Below are 18,399 nucleotides of genomic sequence, written 5' to 3' on the forward strand. Positions count from 1 at the left end.
CATGTGTCTGGGCATTCCAGGACAGATTGTCGAGATTACCGATGCGCCCCGTCAGATGGCGGTGGCCGAGGTGTCGGGCGTGCGCCGCGAGGTGTCGCTGGCCCCGGTCGCGGAGCGTCCGTTGACGGAGCTGCTGGGCGAATGGGTGCTGATCCACGTCGGCTTTGCCATGGCGGTGATCGACGCGGACGAGGCGGCGCAGACGCTTATCGCCCTGCACGACCTTGGCGAGGCGCAAGAGGCGCTGGAGGCCATGGCGGAAGGCGAACGTGCCTTTGCCGACCCCGCCTCTGACGGGGGAGACTCTGCATGAGATATGTCGAGGAATTCCGCGACCCCAAGGCCGCGAAAGGCGTGCTTGGCGCCATCGCGCGCGTCGCCGGTGACATCGGCGCAACGGCGCAGGACTCTGTCCGCATCATGGAAATCTGCGGCGGGCACACCCATGCCATCTTTCGCTACGGGCTGGACAGGCTGGTGCATGAGGGCATCGACTTCATCCACGGCCCCGGTTGCCCGGTCTGCGTTCTGCCGATGTCGCGCGTCGATGAATGCGTCGAGATCGCACAGCGCCCCGGCGTGATCTTTACCACGTTCGGCGATGCGATGCGGGTGCCGGGATCGCAGAAATCCCTGGGTCAGGCCAAGGCGGACGGGGCGGATATCCGCATGGTCTATTCGCCGCTGGATGCGCTGGACCTGGCGCGGCGCAACCCCGCGCGCGAGGTGGTGTTCTTTGGCCTCGGCTTCGAAACCACCACGCCCTCGACCGCGCTGACGTTGCAACAGGCGCACCGCGACGGCGTCGGGAATTTCAGCGTGTTCTGCAACCACATCACCGTGCCGCCGCCCATCAAGGCGCTGCTGGACGATCCCCACATGAGGCTGGACGGCTTCGTCGGGCCGGGGCATGTGAGCATGGTCATCGGCATCCATCCCTACGATTTCATTGCGCGCGATTACGGCAAGCCGATCGTCGTAGCGGGGTTCGAACCGCTGGATCTGCTGCAATCGGTGCTGATGGTGCTGAATCAGATCCGGGATGGCCGCGCGCAGGTCGAAAACCAGTACGCCCGCGTGGTGCCCGAACATGGCAACCCGCTCAGCCTTGCGGCAATGGCCGACGTGTATGAAGTGCGGCCCAGTTTCGAATGGCGGGGTCTGGGCGAAATCGACGCCAGTGGCTTGCGCATTCGCGACGCCTATCGCGCCTGGGATGCCGAAGAGAAATTCGGCATCGGCTATGCCGTGGGTCGCGCGCCGGTCAGGGAACCCGATGGCTGCGAATGCGGCGCGGTGATGACCGGCCGGATCAAGCCCACCGCCTGCCCGCAATTCGGGCGCGGATGCACGCCCGACACCGCCCTTGGTGCGCTGATGGTCAGTTCCGAAGGCGCCTGCGCGGCCTATTGGACCTATGGCGGCGCCCGCGCGACGGAGGCTGCGCAATGACCGTCGCCAGCAGACCATCACCATCGCGCCTGCGCGGGGGCCGTGTGACCCTGGCGCATGGCGGCGGCGGGCGCGCCATGCGTGTTCTGATCGACGAGCTGTTCACCAGCGTCTTCAAACCCGACAGCGCCGAAGATCAGGCCCGGCTGATGACCCCGGCGTTGCAGCAGCCCGGCGCGCGGCTGGCGTTGACAACGGATGGCTATGTGGTGACCCCGGTCGAATTTCCCGGGGGAGACATCGGCAAGATCGCCGTCTGTGGCACGATCAACGATCTGGCCGTGGGGGGCGCGGTGCCGCTGTGGCTGTCGGCCAGTTTCATCATCGAGGAAGGCTGCGACATCGCCCTGCTGCGCCGCCTTGTCGCCAGCATGGCGCGCGAGGCCGACGCGGCGGGTGTCTCTATCGTGACCGGCGACACCAAGGTGGTCGAAAAGGGTTCCTGCGACACGGTGTTCATCACGACTTCGGGCGTCGGCGTGATCGCGCCGGGCGACGATCTGCGGGCCGAGCACATCCGCCCCGGAGACGTCGCCATCGTCAACGGCATGCTGGGCGATCACGGCGCCACGATCCTGGCCGCGCGCGGAGATCTTGCGCTGTCGGCCCCGCTGCAATCGGATTGCCGGTCGCTGGGGCATCTGATGCAGGCGGTGCTGACGGCCTGCCCCGGCCTGCGCGCCGCGCGGGATGCGACGCGGGGAGGGCTGGCCTCGGCGCTGAACGAAATGGCCATGGCGGCGGGCGTGTCGGTCGAACTGGACGAGTCCGCGCTGCCGATTCGCCCCGAGGTCAGGGGGATGTGCGAGATCCTCGGCCTGGATCCGCTGTACCTTGCCAACGAAGGCGCGCTGGTGCTGTTCGTACCGCAGGCCGAAGCCGACGCTGCGCTGGCCGCGATGCGGTCGGTGCCGGCGGGGCAGGGGGCGGCGGTCGTGGGGCGCGCGGCGGCACGGGGTACGGTGCCGGTGACGATGCGGTCGGCCTTTGGCGGCACGCGCATCGTCGACATGCTGGTGGGCGAACAACTGCCCAGGATCTGCTGAGCGGGCAGTGTCGCCGCCTGTTCCCGCGTACCGTACCGCTGGCGGGCTCTGGATCAGCGCGCGACCACCACCTTGCGCCCGCGATGCTCCAGCAGCTCGAACGGGGTGTCGAACACCTCGCGCAGGGTGTCTTCGGTCAGAAGGGCGGCGCAGGCATCCTGCGCCACGATGCGCCCGGCCTTCATCGCGACGATACGATCAGCCCAGCCGGCGGCGGCGTTGATGTCGTGCAGCACGATGACGATGCTGCGCGCGGCGTCGCGCGACAGCGCGTGCAGCCGCGCCATCAGGTCGCGGGCGTGGCGCGGGTCCAGCGCGTTCAGGGGTTCATCCAGCAACATCCATGGCGTTTCCTGCGCCCAGGTCATCGCGATGAACGCCCGCTGGCGCTGGCCGCCCGACAGGGTGGCGATGCTGCGCCCGGCAAGGTCGGCCAGCGCAAACGCCCCCAGCGCGCGGTCCACCGCGTCGCGATCTGCCGCTCCGGGCCGGCCCTGGTGGTGCGGCCAGCGGCCAAAGCCGACCAGCTCGCGCACGCTCAGCCGGCTGACCAGCGCGGGAGATTGCCGAAGCAGCGCCACGGCGCGGGCCCGGTCGCGCGCGGGCGCGGCGAACGGGTCCAGCCCGTCGATGCGCACGGTGCCGCGTTCGGGCGTTTCAAGGCCGGAAATGCAATGCAGCAGGGTCGATTTTCCGGCCCCGTTCGGCCCGATCAGCGCAGTGATGCCGCCGCTTTCCAGCCGCATCGTCACATCATGCAAGATTTTCGTCCCGTCGATGCGGTAACTCAGGCCGTTGATCTCTATCATCGCCGTCTCCGTTTCAGCACAAGGAACAGGAACGTCAGCCCCCCGCAGAATTCCACGATCACCGCCAGCGCAGAGGCGCTGCCCAGCAGCCGTTCGAACAGGAACTGCCCGGCGACAAGGATCAGCGCCCCCAGCAGTGCCGCCGCCGGAATCAGCACCGCGTGGCGATGGGTGCCGGTCAGGTGGCGCGCGAGGCTGGCGGTCAGCAGACCCAGAAAGGTCACCGGCCCGACCAGTGCCGTCGACACCGACACCATCGCGGCCATCAGAAGCAGCGCGATCATCACCAGCCTGTCATGGTGCAACCCCAGCCCGCGTGACGTGTCGCGCCCCAGCGCGCAGACGTCCAGCGCGGGCGCCAGTCGCAACGACAGCGCCAGCGCCGCCAGCAGCACGACCGCGGACACGCCCAGCTGGCCTGCATCGACCGCGCCAAAGCTGGCGAACATCGCCTGTTGTACCACGGCGAAATCGGACGGGTCCATCAGGCGCTGGACCATTTCCGCGCTGCCCCTCAGCAGCACACCCAGGATGATCCCGGTCAGGATCATCCGCATGACGTCCTGGGCGTCGCGGCGCAGCAACAGGCCGAACAGAAGCGTCGCGCCCCCGCCAAGGGTCGCGGCCTCGATCAGAAACCGCGGGGCGGTCGGGATCTGCGCAAACCCCACGCCGCCAAGCCCGGCTACCAGCACCGTCTGAAGCAACACGAACAGCGCGTCGAACCCCACAAGGCCCGGCGTCAGCAGCCGGTTGCCCGCAACGGTCTGGAACAGCACGGTCGCGGCGCCGGTCGCGGCACCAACGCAGATCAGGGCGCCCAGCTTGGCCGCGCGCAGTTCCAGAATGAACCCGTAGGGCGCGCGGATCTGCCAAACCAGGAACCCTGCCGACAGCAGCATCAGCCCAAGGCCCAGCCAGAGAACCCGCCGCTCAGCCATGCCGGGCGCCGGGGGCCGCGTGCAGCAGCCACAAAAACACCCCCGCGCCGAACACCGCGATGACGGTGGCCGCGGGAATTTCGAACGGGTACCGGATCGCGCGCCCGATCACGTCGGCTGCCAGCAGCAGCGCCGCGCCGCCCACAGCGACCAGCGGCAGGTTGGCGCGCAGGTTGTCGCCGCGCCAGCGGGCCACCAGATTCGGCGCAACCAGCCCGACAAACGGGAACGCGCCGACCGTCACCAGCACCAGCGCGGTGATCACCGACACCACCACCAGCCCCAGCGCCCGCGTCTGACCGTAATCCAGCCCCAGGCTGCGCGCCTGCGTTTCCCCAAGCCCCAGGATGGTGATCCTGTCCGCCACGAGATACAGCAGCCCCGCCAAAGCCGCGATGGCCCACAGCCACTCGTAGCGCCCCATCATGACACCGGAAAATTCGCCCAGCCGCCATGCGCCCAGATACTGCACAAGGTCCTTGGCCCAGGCGAACCAGACGCAGACAGCGCCAAGGATGCCCCCGTAGACGATGCCGACGATGGGCAGCAGCATCGGGTCTTCGCGCGGGATGCGACGGGCCAGCGCCAGAAAGCCTGTCATGCCCAGCAGCGCGCAGGCCGCGGCGATGAGCATCTTGCCCGCCACCGCCATGCCGGGCGCGATCAGCGTCACCGCCAGCAGGCCCAGCATCGACGCCTCGGGCGCGCCGGTCAGCGATGGTTCGACCAGCCGGTTCTGCACCACCTGTTGCACCACCACGCCCGCCAGCGCCAGCCCCGCGCCCGCCAGCAGCGCGGCCATGGTGCGCGGAATGCGGCTGACCGTCAGCAGCCAGCCCTCGCCATCAAGGTTGGCCGCCCCAAGACAAAGGCTGACCGAAATCAGCGCCGCCAGCGCGACAAGCGCTATGGCCCAGACGCGCAAGGGGTCAGCCTTCGGCGCCGGAAAAGGCGGCGATCAGCTCGTCCAGCGTGTGCATCATCGACCTGGCACCGCCGCCCGAGATATAGATCGGCGCGGCGTCCAGATAGACGATCCGGTCGTTTTGTGCCGCCCTGGTGCGCGCCACGATGGGGTTGTCCAGCGTCGCCCGCGCCGCCTGGCTGTCCGCCTGGATGGCCGCGCCACGGTCGATCACAAGCAGCCAGTCCGGATCGGTTTGCGCAAGAAATTCAAAGCTGATCGCCTGGCCGTGGGTCTCGGCCTGCAACCCCGGATGCGCCTGCGGCAGGCCGACCGCGTCATGCAGCCAGCCAAAGCGGCTGCCCGATCCAAAGGCCGAGATCTTGCCGCCATTGGTCAGGATCACCAGTGCCTTGCCCTTGCCTTTGACCGCCGCTGCGGCCTCGTCCAGCTTGGCGGTCAGCGCCTCGGTCAGCTCCGCGGCGGCGTCTTCGCGGTCGAACAGCGCCCCGAAGGCGGCGATGCGGCCGCGGGTCTGGGACACCATGTTGCCGCCCGCGCCGTCGACGGTCATGTCGATGGTGGGTGCGATGCGCGAAAGCGGACCCAGTTGGGTCGAGGACCGCCCGCCCGCGACGATCAGCTCGGGGCCCATCACCGCCAGGGCTTCGAAATCGGGTTCGAACAGGGTGCCGACCGGGGTCGCCGCGTCCAGAACCCTGGCCATGCCGCCAATGCTGCCCATGTACAGCGGCGACGGCAGCCCAGCGATCGGCTGCCCCAGCGCCGATATGGTATCGACCGAGGGGGCATCGAAGACGACGACGCTTTGCGGTGCTTGCGTCAGGGTCACCGGACCGGTGGCCGTATCGATGGTGACGTCTTGGGCAAGCGCGGGAACGGCGGTGGCGCAGGCCATCAGCCCTGCCAGAAGGATCGGACGCATGTGGAGTCTCCGGTACCGGGGTGGGCGTGGCATGGCGCAGGCGCCGGCTTCGCGGATGATGATCAGTGATAAGGGACAGGGGGAGGCGGCTTCAACCAGAAAACCAACGTAAACGATCAACTTCAAGAGCGTGCCATTCGCCGCCCCCCGTCGCGGGGCAGGCGCTACCGGGGCGGCGCCTGTCCGGATATCAGAATCGCATGGTTGCGGTCACCAGAGCCGTGCGCCCCGGTTCATAAAGCGGGATCACCGATCCGGTGGAATCCAGCCCGTCCGAGCTGCGGCTGGCGTATCGCGCATCAAAGACGTTTTTCACGTCAAGCCGCAGCTCCAACCCGGCCAGCGCGGCAGGGTGGTAGGTGGTGTAGAGGTCAAGCACCTCATAGGACGGCAGATCGGGGTCGGTCGCGTCGTTTTCCAGCGCGATCTCGGCGGTACCGCCGATGCGCCAGTTGTCCCGGATGTCGTAGCCGGCTTCCAGCGCCGCGATGCTGCCCACCGGGCGGCCCAGATAATAGGAGGTGCCGCTGATGGTGTCGTCATCCAGTTCGACGTTGGCGTGGGTGTAGTTCAGCCTTACAAAACCGCGCGTGCCGGTGTAGGCGACCGACCCGTCAAAGCCGCGCGACACCATGTCCGCCTGCGCCCCCCGGTCGCCGCCCGAGGGCAGCACGGCGTTGATGTTCGTGATTTCGGTCTGGAACAGCGCGCCGCTGACAGCCCAGGGCCCGGTTTCGTAGCGCAGCCCGATGCGCGCGGCGTTGGAATGCGACGTGCCAAAGCCGTCATAGGTCCAGTCGGTGCCGCGCACGTTGATGAGCGCCGCTTCGCCAAGCGCGTAGCCGCCAAAGGTCGATGCCAACCCCGCGTTCAGCGTCAGCGCGTCGGTCAGCACGACATCCACCGCGCCGTTCAGGCTGAAGCCGCCGTCTTCGAAATCCGCGTCGTTCACGCCGTCGAACCACTGGTAATCATAGCGCGCGCCATAGCTCACGGACACGCGGTCGGTCAGGTCCTGGCGTGCCTGAACGAACAGGCCAAGGTTGCGATGGCTTTCGCTTCCGGATGTGCCCTCGGTCGCCTTGGCGCCTTCGTCGAACATGTCGAGGCCCGCGGTCAGCGTGCCGTTGGCAAGCTGGAATTCGTTCTTGATCGTGCCAGAAAGGCTGTAGTTGACGCCGCTCACCGCGCCCACGTCGACCTCTTGCTCGTTGTAGGTCAGTTGCGCGGTCGGGGCGAACCAGCCCATCGGTGCCTCGTCGGTGTAGGTCAGCGTGTAGGAACTGCGCCGCGCGTAGCCGCCGATGATTTCGGTCGGGCGCGCGGCCGAGGTCAGGCCGCCGAAATCCGCCCGGATATAGCCGCCCTGCGAGGCGCGCGGGCCGGTATCTTCGGTTTGAGATGCGGAAAAGGCCAGCCGCTTGCCGCTGGCCGTGGTATAGGCCAGCTTGACGATATAGTCGTCCAGCTCGGCGCCGGTGCCGTCGACCGTGTCGCCGTCGCCGTCCCGATAATCGTCGCCCCGCTGACGGGTGCCGCTGAGCAGCCATTCCAGCCCGCCCTGCTGGCCGAACAGCGCCAGATTGCTGCGCAGGCCCGTGCCGTTGCCGCCACCGCTGAAGGTAAGCGTGCCACCGAACGGATCGCCCGGATCCAGCAGGTCGCGCGCGTCTTTCGTGGTGTAGGCCAGGGCGCCGGCAAGCGCGCCCGGCCCGGCGTCCGCGGGGGCAAGGCCTTCGCTGACCTCGACAGATTTCAGCAAGGCGGGGTCGAGCAGCACGTTGCCAGTGTGGTGGAACGCGCCCTTGTTCTGCCGCGCGCCGTCGATGGTGACCGACAGCAGCGATTCCTCGATGCCGTTCACCATGACCTTTTGTGCCATGGCGGCGCCACCGCTGACGGTGACCGAACTTTCACCGGCGAACACGTCGGCAACGGTCGCGGGGTTGCGGTGTTCGATGTCCTGCTCGGTGATCTCGGTGTTGCCCAGCAGGCTTTGCGCGGCGGCGCCTTCGATGCGCAGCGTGCCAAGAAAGGTCGGCTCGCTGTCTTGCGCGCTTGCGGCGGTGGCGGCGCACAGCGCCGTGGTCAGGAGCAATAGCCCCCGCGTGTCGAATGTCATCAGACTGTCCCTCATGCGGCCGATCGTGCTGGATTGCGCGGCCGGAGGGGCGCTGTCTTGCGTCGGGGTGATGTCGCAGCGTTACCCCATGGAGTCCAAAGGGTCAATTCCGTGTGCAGCGGGGATTACCGCGCCAACGCCAGCAGGCCGGTGACGTCAAGATGCGTTTCAAGGTGATCCGCCAGCGCGTCCAGAACGGTTTCGACAGCAGCGCCGTAGCCGCCGTGGCTGGGCGCGTCCAGATCCGCCAGCCAGGCCGCGCGGAACGTGTCGTTTCGGAACATGCCGTGCAGATAGCTGCCCGCGATGCGGCCATCCGCCGACACGGCGCCTTCGGGGCGTCCGTCGATATGGGCAAAAGGGCGCGCGCGGTCGGCGCCCTCGCTGCTGCCGATGTGGATCTCGTAACCGGCAAATCCCGTGCCGGTGGCGGCATGGATGGCGCGGGTTTCAGTCAGGCGCTTGTCGCCGGTCATCACCGTGTCGATCTTCAGCAGGTCAAGGCCGGGATCGGCGCCCGGCGGACCTTCGATCCCCTGGGGGTCCGCGATGGTGCTTCCCAGCATCTGGTAGCCCCCGCAGATACCAAGCAGGTGCCCGCCGCGGCGCAGATGCGCGGCAATATCCACATCCCACCCCTGGGCGTATAGGAAACCCAGATCGGCGCGGGTGGATTTCGTGCCGGGAATGATGACGACATCCGCATCCCCCGGCAGCGCCCGCCCCGGCCCCAGCATCGTCAGCCGCACCCCCGGTTCCTGCGCCAGCGGGTCCAGATCGTCGAAATTCGCGATGCGCGGCAGGGACAGGCAGACCACATGCAGCCCGGTGTCGCGGCGCGGGGCGGCAAGGTCCAGGGCATCCTCGGCGGGCAGTTTCCAGGCATCGGCAAACCAGGGTAGCACGCCAAAGCCGCGCCAGCCGGTGCGCCGCGCGATGGCGGCGTAGCCGTCACCGAACAGCGCCGGGTCGCCGCGAAAGCGGTTCACCACAAAGCCTGCGATCATCGCGGCATCGTCCGGGTCCAGCACCGCCTGCGTGCCGACGATCTGGGCGATCACACCGCCCCGGTCGATGTCGCCCGCCAGCACGACCGGCACCCCGGCCACGCGCGCAAAGCCCATATTGGCGATGTCGCGGGGGCGCAGGTTGATTTCGGCGGGGCTGCCCGCACCTTCGACGATGACAAGCTGGTGGCGCTCGGTCAGCCGGGCGAAACTGTCGGTCACCGCCCCCAGCAGGCGCGGCGCCAGCGTGCCGTAATCGCGCGCCTCGGCGGTGGCATGCCGCCGGCCCTGCACGATGACCTGGGCGCCGGTGTCGCTTTGCGGTTTCAGCAGCACGGGGTTCATGTCGCTGTGCGGCGTCAGCCCGCAGGCCAGCGCCTGAAGCGCCTGCGCGCGGCCGATTTCCCCGCCATCGCTGGTCACGGCGGCGTTGTTCGACATGTTCTGTGGCTTGAAGGGCGCCACGTCGATCCCCCTTCGGCGCGCCGCGCGGCACAGCCCAGCGACAAGCAACGATTTGCCGACGTTGGACCCGGTCCCCTGAATCATGATCGCTGTCATCTGCGCGCCCCCTTGCTGGCCGAAAGGGGTAGCGAAATCGGCGCCCGGCGGCAATCGGGGCCGGGTGGCCCGCCTGCTTCAAGGCCCCGCAGCGCGCGTTCGGAGGCGTTTTGTAACCTGTCGGAAACCCCGAAGGCGGTTAACCATCATGAGCGTGCGGCGTGCAAGACTACAGGCGTCCGGGCGGGCATAGCCGAAGGCGCATGGATGCGATGATCGAGCCCGATCAACCGGATACACCCCATGCCCTTGCGCCGCATCCCGCATTTGCGCCAGCCCCGTTGTGCGGAATGCACCCCCCGACAAAACCTGTTGCTTTTCGTCGGCGGCCCGCATAAGTGCATCGGCGGGACACCCTTCCCCAACGAAGGGCATCTATCTGTAAGGTTAGGCTACATGGCTGATAAACACCCCACCGCGCGCCCGGCGAATCCGCGTTTTTCGTCTGGCCCCTGCGCCAAGATCCCCCATTTCACTGTCGATATGCTTTCGGATGCCGCGCTTGGACGCTCGCACCGTGCCAGGATCGGCAAGGAAAAGCTTGCCGCCGCCATTGAAGGCACCCGCGAGATCCTGGGCATCCCCGCCGACTACAGGATCGGCATCGTGCCCGCGTCCGACACCGGCGCCGTCGAGATGGCGATGTGGTCGCTGCTGGGCGAACGCAAAGCCACCATGGTCGCCTGGGAATCCTTCGGCGCAGGCTGGGTGACCGATGTGGTCAAGCAGCTCAAGATCGACGCCGAGGTGATGACCGCCGATTACGGCGAGATCGTCGATCTTGCGACCGTCGATTTCGACACCGATGTCGTGTTCACCTGGAACGGCACCACCTCTGGCGTGCGCGTCCCCGATGGCGATGCGATCCCGGCGGATCGCGCCGGCCTGACCATCTGCGACGCCACCAGCGCCGCTTTTGCGCAGGATCTGCCGTGGGGCAAGCTGGATGTGACCACCTTTTCCTGGCAAAAGGTGATGGGCGGCGAAGCGGCGCATGGCATGTTGATCCTGTCGCCCCGCGCGGTTGAACGGCTGGAAAATTACACCCCCGCATGGCCGCTGCCGAAAATCTTTCGCCTGACCAAGGGCGGCAAGCTGATCGACGGCATCTTCAGGGGCGAGACCATCAACACGCCGTCCATGCTCGCGGTCGAGGATTACCTCGTCGCGCTGGACTGGGCGCGCAAGATTGGCGGCCTGCCCAAGCTGATGGCCCGCGCCGATGCCAACGCCAGGGTGCTGTGGGATTTCTGCGACCGTCACGACTGGATCGCGAACCTTGCCAACGACCCGGCGACGCGGTCGAACACGTCGGTCTGCCTGAAGTTCACGGATGATCGCATCAAGGATGGCGCAAGCTTTGCCAAGGCCGTCGCCAGGAAGCTTGAAGACTACAACGTGGCGCTGGACGTGGGCGCCTATCGCGATGCCCCCGCTGGCCTGCGCATCTGGTGCGGCGCGACGATCGAATCGTCGGATGTCGAGGCGCTGACCCTCTGGCTGAAATGGGCGTTCGAGACGGTGCTCGAAGAGCAGACCGCGACCGCCTGATCGCCATCCCTTCACCAAATTGCACGACGGCGGGCCCCGCACGGCCCGCCGCACACCCCCCATATATCCCAAAGGACCCAGACCATGCCCAAGGTTCTCGTTTCCGACAAGCTTTCCGAAACCGCCGTTCAGATCTTTCGCGATCGCGGTATCGAGGTCGACTACCTGCCCGATGTCGGCAAGGACAAGGACAAGCTTGCCGAGATCATCGGCCAGTATGACGGCCTCGCCATCCGTTCCGCCACCAAGGTGACGCCGTCGCTGCTGGAGCATGCCACCAACCTCAAGGTCGTCGGTCGCGCTGGCATCGGCACCGACAACGTCGACAAGGAAGCCGCGTCGAAAAAGGGCGTGATCGTGATGAACACGCCCTTCGGCAACATGATCACCACCGCCGAACATGCCATCGCCATGATGTTCTCGGTCGCGCGCCAGATCCCCGAGGCCGATGCCTCGACCCAGGCGGGCAAATGGGAAAAGTCGAAATTCATGGGGGTCGAGCTGACGGCCAAGACCCTTGGCGTGATCGGCGCGGGCAACATCGGCGGCATCGTGTGTGACCGTGCGCGCGGTCTCAAGATGAAGGTCGTGGCCTACGACCCCTTCCTGTCGGAAGAAAAGGCCGCGCAGATGCAGATCGAAAAGGTCGAACTGGATGTTCTGCTCAAGCGCGCCGATTTCATCACCCTGCATGTGCCGCTGACCGATGGCACCCGCAATATCCTGTCGGCGGAAAACCTGGCCAAGACCAAGAAGGGCGTCCGGATCATCAACTGCGCCCGTGGCGGTCTTGTCGATGAAAACGCGCTGGCCGAGCTGCTGAAATCCGGCCATGTCGCGGGCGCCGCCTTTGACGTGTTCGCCGAAGAACCGGCCAAGGAAAACCCGCTGTTCGGTCTGAAGAACGTGGTCTGCACCCCGCATCTTGGTGCATCGACCACCGAGGCGCAGGAAAACGTGGCGCTTCAGGTCGCCGAACAGATGTCGGATTACCTGCTGACCGGCGCTGTGACCAACGCGCTGAACATGCCGTCCGTGACCGCCGAAGAAGCCAAGGTCATGGGGCCATGGATCAAGACCGCGGGCCACCTGGGCAACTTTCTCGGCCAGATGACCGATGACGAGCCGATCAAGGCGATCAACATCGTGTATGACGGCGAAGCGTCGACCATGAATCTTCAGGCGCTGAACTGCGCGCTGATCGCGGGCATCATGAAGTCGATCAACCCCGAGGTGAACATGGTGTCGGCCCCCGCGCTTGCCAAGGATCGCGGCATCCAGATCGCGACCACCAATCAGGCGCAATCGGGCGTGTTCGAAGGGTACATCAAGGTGACCATCACCACCCCGACCAAGGAACGGTCGATCGCGGGCACGGTGTTCAGCGACGGCAAGCCGCGCTTTATCCAGATCAAGGGCATCAACATCGACGCCGAGGTCGGCGAGCACATGCTGTATACCACCAACGAAGACATCCCCGGCATCATCGGCACGCTTGGCACCATGTTGGGCGAGCACAAGGTGAACCTTGCGAACTTTACGCTGGGCCGGTCTGTGCAGGGCGGCGAGGCCATCGCCATTTCCTATCTTGACGAGCCGATGAAGGACTCGGCGGTCAAGGCGCTCAAGGACACCGGGCTGTTCCGTCAGGTGAAGCCGCTTCAGTTCGACATGTCGTAAACCGGGCGCCAGAGAGGTATGACGACGATGGGCGCCCTGCTTGCCTCGGGGCGCCCTTTTCATGGGGATCGGCGGTGGCATCCGTGCCATGCGGCGCTGACATTTCCGCGCCCCGGCCTTGCGGTGCGCTGCGGCAAGGCCAACTATAGACCGAGCAGACAAGGACATTCCCATGCAACCGATTTTCGCCGTCGGTGACATTCACGGCTATCTCGACCAGCTTCACCTGGCGCTTGAGACCATCGAACGCGAGGGCGGCACCGGGGCGACCACCGTCTTTACCGGGGATTTCGTCGATCGCGGCCCCGACAGCCGCGGCGTGATCGAGACGCTGATGCAGGGACAGGCGCAGGGGCGCCCCTGGGTCTGCCTGCTGGGCAACCACGACCGTTATCTGCTGCGTTATCTTGATTTTCTTGCCTATCAGGACCGACGTACATCGCGCCCGCTCTATTATACCGATCCGCCGATCGGAGGCGACAAAACGCTGGAAAGCTACGGGGTGGACGTGGATGTGCGCCGCTGGCCCGAAGACATCCATGCCGACGCGCACAAGGCGATCCCGCAGGCGCATCTGGACTGGATCGCCGGGCTGCCGCTTATCTACGAAACCCAGGACCAGATCTTTGTCCATGCCGGGCTGCGTCCCGGCGTCGCGCTGCACGATCAGGAACAAAGCGATCTGGTCTGGATCCGCGAGCCGTTCCTGAGCGATACCACCGACTGGGGGCGCGTCGTGGTGCATGGGCACACCGCGCTGCAAGCGCCCGAAGCCTATGTGAACCGCATCAACCTTGACGGCGGGGCGGGCTATGGCCGCCCGCTGGTGCCCTGCGTGATCGAGGGGCGCAAGGGCTATGCCCTTGGCGCAAACGGCCGCCGCGCGCTGTAGCCTTATGGCGCGGCGGCGATCGGATCGTCGCGCGGATCATCGGGGCAGGGCCCCAGCGCGCACCAGGCATCGTATTGCGACAGGAATACCTGCCCGCTGAGATCATCCAGGAAACGCGACCGCTTGAGCCGGTCCATCACCGGGCCTTTGACCTCGGTCAGGTGCAGGGTGATGTTCACTTCGCCCAGCCGCGTGTTCAGCTCTTCGAGCGTTTCCAGCGCGCTGATGTCGACATCGTTGACCGCCGGGAACATCAGCACCACATGTCGCAGGTCGGCGCATTCGGCCACGCGGTTCAGCACATATTCCTCAAGGAACCTGGCATTGACGAAATACAGGCTTTCGTCGACCCGCAGGGTCAGCACATGGGGCAGCGTGTCGACCTTGTGGCGGTGGATGTTGCGGAAGTGATGCGTGCCGGGGACAAGGCCGACCTCGGCCACATGCGGTTTCGATGTCTTGTAAAGATGCAGAAAGATCGACAGCAGCACCCCCGCCGACACGCCGGTTTCCACCCCCAGTGTCAGCGTCAGAACGATGGTCGCGGCAACGGCGGCGAAATCCACCTTGTTGTAGATCCATGTCTTTTTCAGGATCGAGACATCGACAAGCCCCAGCACCGCGACGATGATCGTCGCCGCCAGCGTCGCCTTGGGCAGAAAGAACAACAGCGGCGTCAGCGCCAGCGTTGCCACCGCGATGCCGACGGCGGTATAGGCCCCGGCGGCTGGGGTTTCGGCGCCGGCGTCGAAGTTCACAACCGACCGGGAAAACCCGCCCGTCACCGGAAACCCGCCCGACAGCGACGACGCAAGGTTCGACGTGCCCAGCCCGATCAGTTCCTGATCCGGGTCGATGCGCTGGCGACGCCTGGCCGCGAGCGTCTGCGCCACCGACACGGATTCGACGAACCCGATGATCGAAATCAGCACGGCGGGCAGCAACAGCGCGCCCCACATCGTCAGGTCGAACGACGGGGCCGACAGCGGAGGCAGGCCGGTCGGCACCTCGCCCACCAGCTTGACACCGTGATCCCCAAGGTTGAACAGCCACGCCGCCAGTGTGGTCGCGACAACGGCGACCACCGGTCCGGCCTTGGCCCCGGTTTCGGCCAGCTTGTGCGGTATGCCAAGCGACATCAACAAGGGTTTCAACCCCTTGCGGACCCAGAACAGGAACGCGGTGGCCGCCGCACCGATCGTCAGAGTCGGGATGTTGACCTGTCCCAGATGGGCGATCAGCGACGGCACCAGCTTGATCAGCGTTTCGCCCTCGGCATCTACCCCAAGGATATGTTTGAGCTGAGACGCAGCGATCAGCACCCCCGACGCGGTGATGAACCCGGCGATGACAGGATGGCTTAGAAAATTGGCGATGAACCCCAGCCGGAGCACCCCCAGCAGCGTGAGGATCCCCCCCGAGATGAACGCCAGCGTGATCGCCGCCAGCGCGATGTCGCCGGGATCGCTCAGGCCCAGTTGTCCGATGGCGGCAGCGGTCATCAGCGACACCACCGCAACCGGTCCCACCGCCAGCGTGCGCGACGAGCCGAAGATGGCGTAGGCCACCAACGGCAGGATCGACGCATACAGGCCCATTTCGGCGGGCAACCCGGCCAGCAACGCATAGGCCAGAGACTGCGGAATCAGCATGATGGTCACGATGACCGCCGCCACAAGGTCCGCCGTGGCGGTGTCGCGCGTATAGGCACGCCCCCATGTCAGGATGGGCAGGTAGCGGGAAAGCGGCGGTAGGGTCATCGGCGACGTCCTGAATGCGGCAAGGTGGGGCGCCGGAGGCCGTGGGCGGTCTCCGGCGCCCCACCTTATATTCCAAGGTTAGAATTATTGAAGGGACTTCGGTGCTGAACCCTGTCCGAGCGGGGCGTCTGCGTCATTGTGGCATCGCGGTTGTGGGCGGCGCCATCCATTCCCGGCCTTGCGGCATCGCCGTCCAACAAACCGGCGGCTGGATCGGTTCCGCGCGCAGCGATGCGACGCAGGCCTGTCCGGTCGGCGCCCGCGTCATCGGGGCGGTCGCACGATAGCCGGCGGGGGCGATCTGCGGGACCACAGCGATGGCGTCGTCGACCCTGCGAATGTCCAGGGCGCGTTTCGCCCGACGTCTGGCCCGCAGCAGGGATGCCGCCTGTTTGTTCACATGGTTTATTGTCGCAGCAGGGCTTCGCCGCGTGCCGGATGCCACATGGCGCGGCCCCTGCACGCCGCCGTTCCAACGAAAAACGCCGCCCCCGAAGGAGCGGCGTTTGAACGACCATATGAAGCGAGGATCAGAAACCCAGGCCTTCGTATTTTTTCTTGAACTTCGACACGCGACCGCCAGCGTCCAGCAGGCGCGAATTGCCGCCCGTCCAGGCCGGGTGCACGGTGGGGTCGATGTCCAGCGACATCTGGGCGCCTTCTTTGCCCCAGGTGGTGCGGGTCTGGTAGATGGTGCCGTCGGTCATCTTGACGTCGATGACGTGGTAGTCGGGGTGGATGCCCTTTTTCATGACGTCTCTCCTTACGCGCTGGCGCCGGCGAGCGGCTTGTAGTTGGTGACTTCGGCGATACGGGCCGACTTGCCGCGACGCTCGCGCAGGTAGTACAGCTTGGCGCGGCGCACACGACCACGGCGCACGACTTCGATCGAGTCGATGTTGGTCGAATACAGCGGGAAGACGCGCTCGACGCCCTCACCAAAGGAAATCTTGCGAACGGTGAACGAGCCCGCGATACCCTTGCCGTTCTTGCGGCTGATGCAGACGCCTTCGTAGTTCTGCACGCGGGTACGGGTGCCCTCGGTCACCTTGTAGCCGACGCGAATGGTGTCGCCGGCCTTGAAGTCGGGGATGGTTTTCCCCAGGGCGGCAATTTGTTCCGCCTCGATCTGTGCGATCAGATTCATCTGACGCTACTCCTGATGGCTCACGGTTGGCCCGTGAAGATGTCTCGCGTCCCAGAGCTCCGGTCTTCGTTCGGGTCCGCGCCGGAAGGTCCGGGGCGCCCGCAGGAGGCTATCGACGGCGTTCTCGTTTATGCGGTCTTCGGGGCCGTCAGGGTCCGCCGAAGCAGCGGGTCAGGCAACACCGAAGAAGCCCGCGCGACTCGTTGGCCCCGCAGACGCGCTGCGTATAGGCGCTGCGCGCGCTTGGAGCAAGGAAAATATGGGCCGGGGCGGGCTAGAGCAGCTTCTTGTATCCGATGTGACTGGGCGTGAAGCCAAGCCGGTCGTAAAAGCGATGCGCGGCGTTGCGGCTGGCGTCGGTGGTCAGTTGCATCAGAACACAGCCCCGGCGCGAGGCCTCATCCGTGGCCCAGTCGATCAGACGGGCCCCAAGGCCCCGGCTGCGGCAGGTGGCGTGCACGCGCACCGCTTCGATCGTGCCGCGCAGCGCACCCTTGCGCGACAGGCCCGGCGTCAGGGTCAGCTGAAGCGTGCCCACCACGCTGCCGTTGTCCTCGGCCACCACGAGGCACTGGTTGGGGTCGGCGTGGATCGCATCGAAAGCAGTGTGATAGCTATCCGCCAGCGGCGGCCCAAGATCTTCGCGCGCGGCGCCCAGCGGGTCATCCGCCAGCAGCGTGACGATGGCGGTCAGATCGTCCGCGGGTGGCGGGGCGGATGATCATGGCGTGTCCTCGTATGTGGCCCACAGATCGGGGCGGCGGGCCCTGGTGATCTCTTCGGACCGGGCGCGGCGCCATTTGGCGATTTCCCCATGATGGCCCGACATCAGCACCGCGGGGATGTCGTGACCGTTCCACTGGGCGGGACGGGTGTATTGCGGATGTTCCAGCAAGCCGTTGGAAAAGCTTTCCTCTTCGGTCGAATCCGCGTTGCCCAGCACACCGGGCAGAAGGCGGACCGTTGCATCCAGCAGGGCCTGCGCCGCCAGCTCGCCCCCGGTCAGCACGAAATCGCCCAGCGACACCTCGGTGATGCCGTAATGTTCAATCACACGTTCATCCAGCCCCTCAAAACGTCCGCACAGCAGGGTTACGCCAGGGCGGGTCGCCAGATCGCGTGCCATGGTCTGATCGAATCGGCGACCGCGCGGTGACAGGTACAGGATCGGTGCGGCCCGATGGATGCGGGCGCGCGCGGCCTCGACCGCGGAGCCGACGACATCGGGGCGCAGCACCATGCCCGCGCCGCCGCCCGCCGGAGTGTCATCGACGTTGCGGTGCTTGCCGATGCCGAAGTCGCGCAGGGGGATGGTGTCAAGCTGCCAGCGTCCCTCCTGCATCGCCTTGCCTGTCAGCGACAGGCCAAGCACGCCGGGAAACGCCTCGGGGAACAGGGTGATGACCTGCGCGGTCCAGGCGTGGGCGAGCATGGGGTGGCTGTCCATCAGCTGGCGCGGCTTGAGGCTGGGGCGCACGGATTTGCGCCCGTGCGATTTCGGGGGCGACTTGGGGGGCGGTTTTGCGGGAGGCATCGAAGGGGGCGGGGTGTCGGTCATGAACATTGCCTTACGCGCTTGCC

The 18,399-nt window shown here is 66.4% G+C and carries 17 protein-coding genes; 6 read left to right on the plus strand and 11 right to left on the minus strand.

The annotated features are described in order from the left end of the window. The first annotated feature begins 1 nt into the window (after window position 1). Genes hypC through hypE form a run of 3 tightly spaced genes read left to right on the plus strand, consistent with a single transcriptional unit; the run spans window position 2 to window position 2,498 of the window. A complete protein-coding gene (hypC, locus tag ATI53_RS03935; protein ID WP_111549772.1) occupies window positions 2–313 on the plus strand; it encodes a HypC/HybG/HupF family hydrogenase formation chaperone in 312 nt (103 codons plus the stop codon). After that, complete coding sequence (gene hypD, locus ATI53_RS03940; RefSeq protein WP_009505621.1) at window positions 310–1,452, plus strand: hydrogenase formation protein HypD; 1,143 nt, start codon at window positions 310–312, stop codon at window positions 1,450–1,452. Before hypC ends, hypD begins: the two co-directional genes overlap by 4 nt. Beyond that, a complete protein-coding gene (gene hypE / locus ATI53_RS03945) occupies window positions 1,449–2,498 on the plus strand; it encodes a hydrogenase expression/formation protein HypE (RefSeq protein WP_111549773.1) in 1,050 nt (349 codons plus the stop codon). Before hypD ends, hypE begins: the two co-directional genes overlap by 4 nt. 53 nt (window positions 2,499–2,551) lie before the next feature. On the opposite strand, the gene ATI53_RS03950 is transcribed toward hypE, so the two are convergent. The 6 genes from ATI53_RS03950 to ATI53_RS03975 form a co-directional block, all read right to left on the minus strand. After that, window positions 2,552–3,307: an iron ABC transporter ATP-binding protein gene (locus ATI53_RS03950; protein WP_009505623.1), complete on the minus strand. Its 756-nt coding sequence runs from the start codon at window positions 3,305–3,307 to the stop codon at window positions 2,552–2,554. Beyond that, window positions 3,304–4,248, minus strand: a complete 945-nt coding sequence (locus tag ATI53_RS03955; RefSeq protein WP_009505624.1) for an iron chelate uptake ABC transporter family permease subunit — start codon at window positions 4,246–4,248, stop codon at window positions 3,304–3,306. Before ATI53_RS03955 ends, ATI53_RS03950 begins: the two co-directional genes overlap by 4 nt. After that, a complete protein-coding gene (locus tag ATI53_RS03960) occupies window positions 4,241–5,173 on the minus strand; it encodes an iron chelate uptake ABC transporter family permease subunit (RefSeq protein WP_111549774.1) in 933 nt (310 codons plus the stop codon). The genes ATI53_RS03955 and ATI53_RS03960 overlap by 8 nt, the downstream gene beginning before the upstream one ends. Window positions 5,174–5,177: 4 nt before the next feature. Beyond that, window positions 5,178–6,098, minus strand: a complete 921-nt coding sequence (locus ATI53_RS03965) for a siderophore ABC transporter substrate-binding protein (protein ID WP_111549775.1) — start codon at window positions 6,096–6,098, stop codon at window positions 5,178–5,180. A gap of 190 nt (window positions 6,099–6,288) precedes the next feature. Next, window positions 6,289–8,220, minus strand: a complete 1,932-nt coding sequence (locus ATI53_RS03970; RefSeq protein WP_009505627.1) for a TonB-dependent receptor domain-containing protein — start codon at window positions 8,218–8,220, stop codon at window positions 6,289–6,291. A 125-nt stretch (window positions 8,221–8,345) separates the two neighbouring features. Beyond that, window positions 8,346–9,788 carry a cobyric acid synthase gene (locus ATI53_RS03975; protein WP_009505628.1) on the minus strand — a complete coding sequence of 481 codons (1,443 nt, stop codon included), beginning with the start codon at window positions 9,786–9,788 and terminating at the stop codon, window positions 8,346–8,348. A gap of 396 nt (window positions 9,789–10,184) precedes the next feature. On the opposite strand from ATI53_RS03975, the gene ATI53_RS03980 reads away from it, so the two are divergent. The 3 genes from ATI53_RS03980 (at window position 10,185) to ATI53_RS03990 (ending at window position 13,911) form a co-directional block, all read left to right on the plus strand. Continuing rightward, complete coding sequence (locus tag ATI53_RS03980) at window positions 10,185–11,339, plus strand: phosphoserine transaminase (RefSeq protein WP_111549776.1); 1,155 nt, start codon at window positions 10,185–10,187, stop codon at window positions 11,337–11,339. Between the two features lie 84 nt (window positions 11,340–11,423). Next, the gene (serA, locus tag ATI53_RS03985; RefSeq protein WP_009505630.1) at window positions 11,424–13,019 is read left to right on the plus strand and encodes a phosphoglycerate dehydrogenase; all 1,596 of its coding nucleotides are present in this window, start codon (window positions 11,424–11,426) and stop codon (window positions 13,017–13,019) included. A gap of 172 nt (window positions 13,020–13,191) precedes the next feature. Beyond that, the gene (locus ATI53_RS03990) at window positions 13,192–13,911 is read left to right on the plus strand and encodes a metallophosphoesterase family protein (RefSeq protein WP_009505631.1); all 720 of its coding nucleotides are present in this window, start codon (window positions 13,192–13,194) and stop codon (window positions 13,909–13,911) included. 2 nt (window positions 13,912–13,913) lie between these two features. Here ATI53_RS03990 and ATI53_RS03995 read toward each other — a convergent pair whose 3' ends face one another. The 5 genes from ATI53_RS03995 to trmD form a co-directional block, all read right to left on the minus strand. Then, on the minus strand, window positions 13,914–15,671 hold the full coding sequence (locus ATI53_RS03995; RefSeq protein ID WP_111549777.1) for a SulP family inorganic anion transporter: 1,758 nt from the start codon (window positions 15,669–15,671) through the stop codon (window positions 13,914–13,916). Window positions 15,672–16,201: 530 nt separating this feature from the next. Further along, a complete protein-coding gene (rpmE, locus tag ATI53_RS04005; protein WP_009505634.1) occupies window positions 16,202–16,423 on the minus strand; it encodes a 50S ribosomal protein L31 in 222 nt (73 codons plus the stop codon). Window positions 16,424–16,434: 11 nt separating this feature from the next. Continuing rightward, window positions 16,435–16,818 (minus strand): 50S ribosomal protein L19, encoded by a 384-nt coding sequence (rplS, locus tag ATI53_RS04010; RefSeq protein WP_009505635.1) that lies wholly within the window; start codon window positions 16,816–16,818, stop codon window positions 16,435–16,437. 274 nt (window positions 16,819–17,092) lie between these two features. Further along, window positions 17,093–17,512 carry a GNAT family N-acetyltransferase gene (locus ATI53_RS04015; RefSeq protein WP_111549778.1) on the minus strand — a complete coding sequence of 140 codons (420 nt, stop codon included), beginning with the start codon at window positions 17,510–17,512 and terminating at the stop codon, window positions 17,093–17,095. Window positions 17,513–17,539: 27 nt separating this feature from the next. Further along, window positions 17,540–18,376 carry a tRNA (guanosine(37)-N1)-methyltransferase TrmD gene (gene trmD, locus ATI53_RS04020; protein WP_223870681.1) on the minus strand — a complete coding sequence of 279 codons (837 nt, stop codon included), beginning with the start codon at window positions 18,374–18,376 and terminating at the stop codon, window positions 17,540–17,542. Window positions 18,377–18,399 lie beyond the last annotated feature (23 nt).

It is taken from the genome of Salipiger aestuarii (assembly GCF_003259905.1).
Taxonomy (GTDB): Bacteria; Pseudomonadota; Alphaproteobacteria; order Rhodobacterales; family Rhodobacteraceae; genus Salipiger; species Salipiger aestuarii.

Coding starts and splice junctions, on each gene's coding strand:
- hypC (WP_111549772.1), top strand. CDS start 2: ATGTGTCTGGGCATTCCAGGACAGATTGTCGAGATTACCGATGCGCCC.
- hypD (WP_009505621.1), top strand. CDS start 310: ATGAGATATGTCGAGGAATTCCGCGACCCCAAGGCCGCGAAAGGCGTG.
- hypE (WP_111549773.1), top strand. CDS start 1,449: ATGACCGTCGCCAGCAGACCATCACCATCGCGCCTGCGCGGGGGCCGT.
- ATI53_RS03950 (WP_009505623.1), bottom strand. CDS start 3,307: ATGATAGAGATCAACGGCCTGAGTTACCGCATCGACGGGACGAAAATC.
- ATI53_RS03955 (WP_009505624.1), bottom strand. CDS start 4,248: ATGGCTGAGCGGCGGGTTCTCTGGCTGGGCCTTGGGCTGATGCTGCTG.
- ATI53_RS03965 (WP_111549775.1), bottom strand. CDS start 6,098: ATGCGTCCGATCCTTCTGGCAGGGCTGATGGCCTGCGCCACCGCCGTT.
- ATI53_RS03970 (WP_009505627.1), bottom strand. CDS start 8,220: ATGACATTCGACACGCGGGGGCTATTGCTCCTGACCACGGCGCTGTGC.
- ATI53_RS03975 (WP_009505628.1), bottom strand. CDS start 9,788: ATGACAGCGATCATGATTCAGGGGACCGGGTCCAACGTCGGCAAATCG.
- ATI53_RS03980 (WP_111549776.1), top strand. CDS start 10,185: ATGGCTGATAAACACCCCACCGCGCGCCCGGCGAATCCGCGTTTTTCG.
- serA (WP_009505630.1), top strand. CDS start 11,424: ATGCCCAAGGTTCTCGTTTCCGACAAGCTTTCCGAAACCGCCGTTCAG.
- ATI53_RS03990 (WP_009505631.1), top strand. CDS start 13,192: ATGCAACCGATTTTCGCCGTCGGTGACATTCACGGCTATCTCGACCAG.
- ATI53_RS03995 (WP_111549777.1), bottom strand. CDS start 15,671: ATGACCCTACCGCCGCTTTCCCGCTACCTGCCCATCCTGACATGGGGG.
- rpmE (WP_009505634.1), bottom strand. CDS start 16,423: ATGAAAAAGGGCATCCACCCCGACTACCACGTCATCGACGTCAAGATG.
- rplS (WP_009505635.1), bottom strand. CDS start 16,818: ATGAATCTGATCGCACAGATCGAGGCGGAACAAATTGCCGCCCTGGGG.
- trmD (WP_223870681.1), bottom strand. CDS start 18,376: ATGACCGACACCCCGCCCCCTTCGATGCCTCCCGCAAAACCGCCCCCC.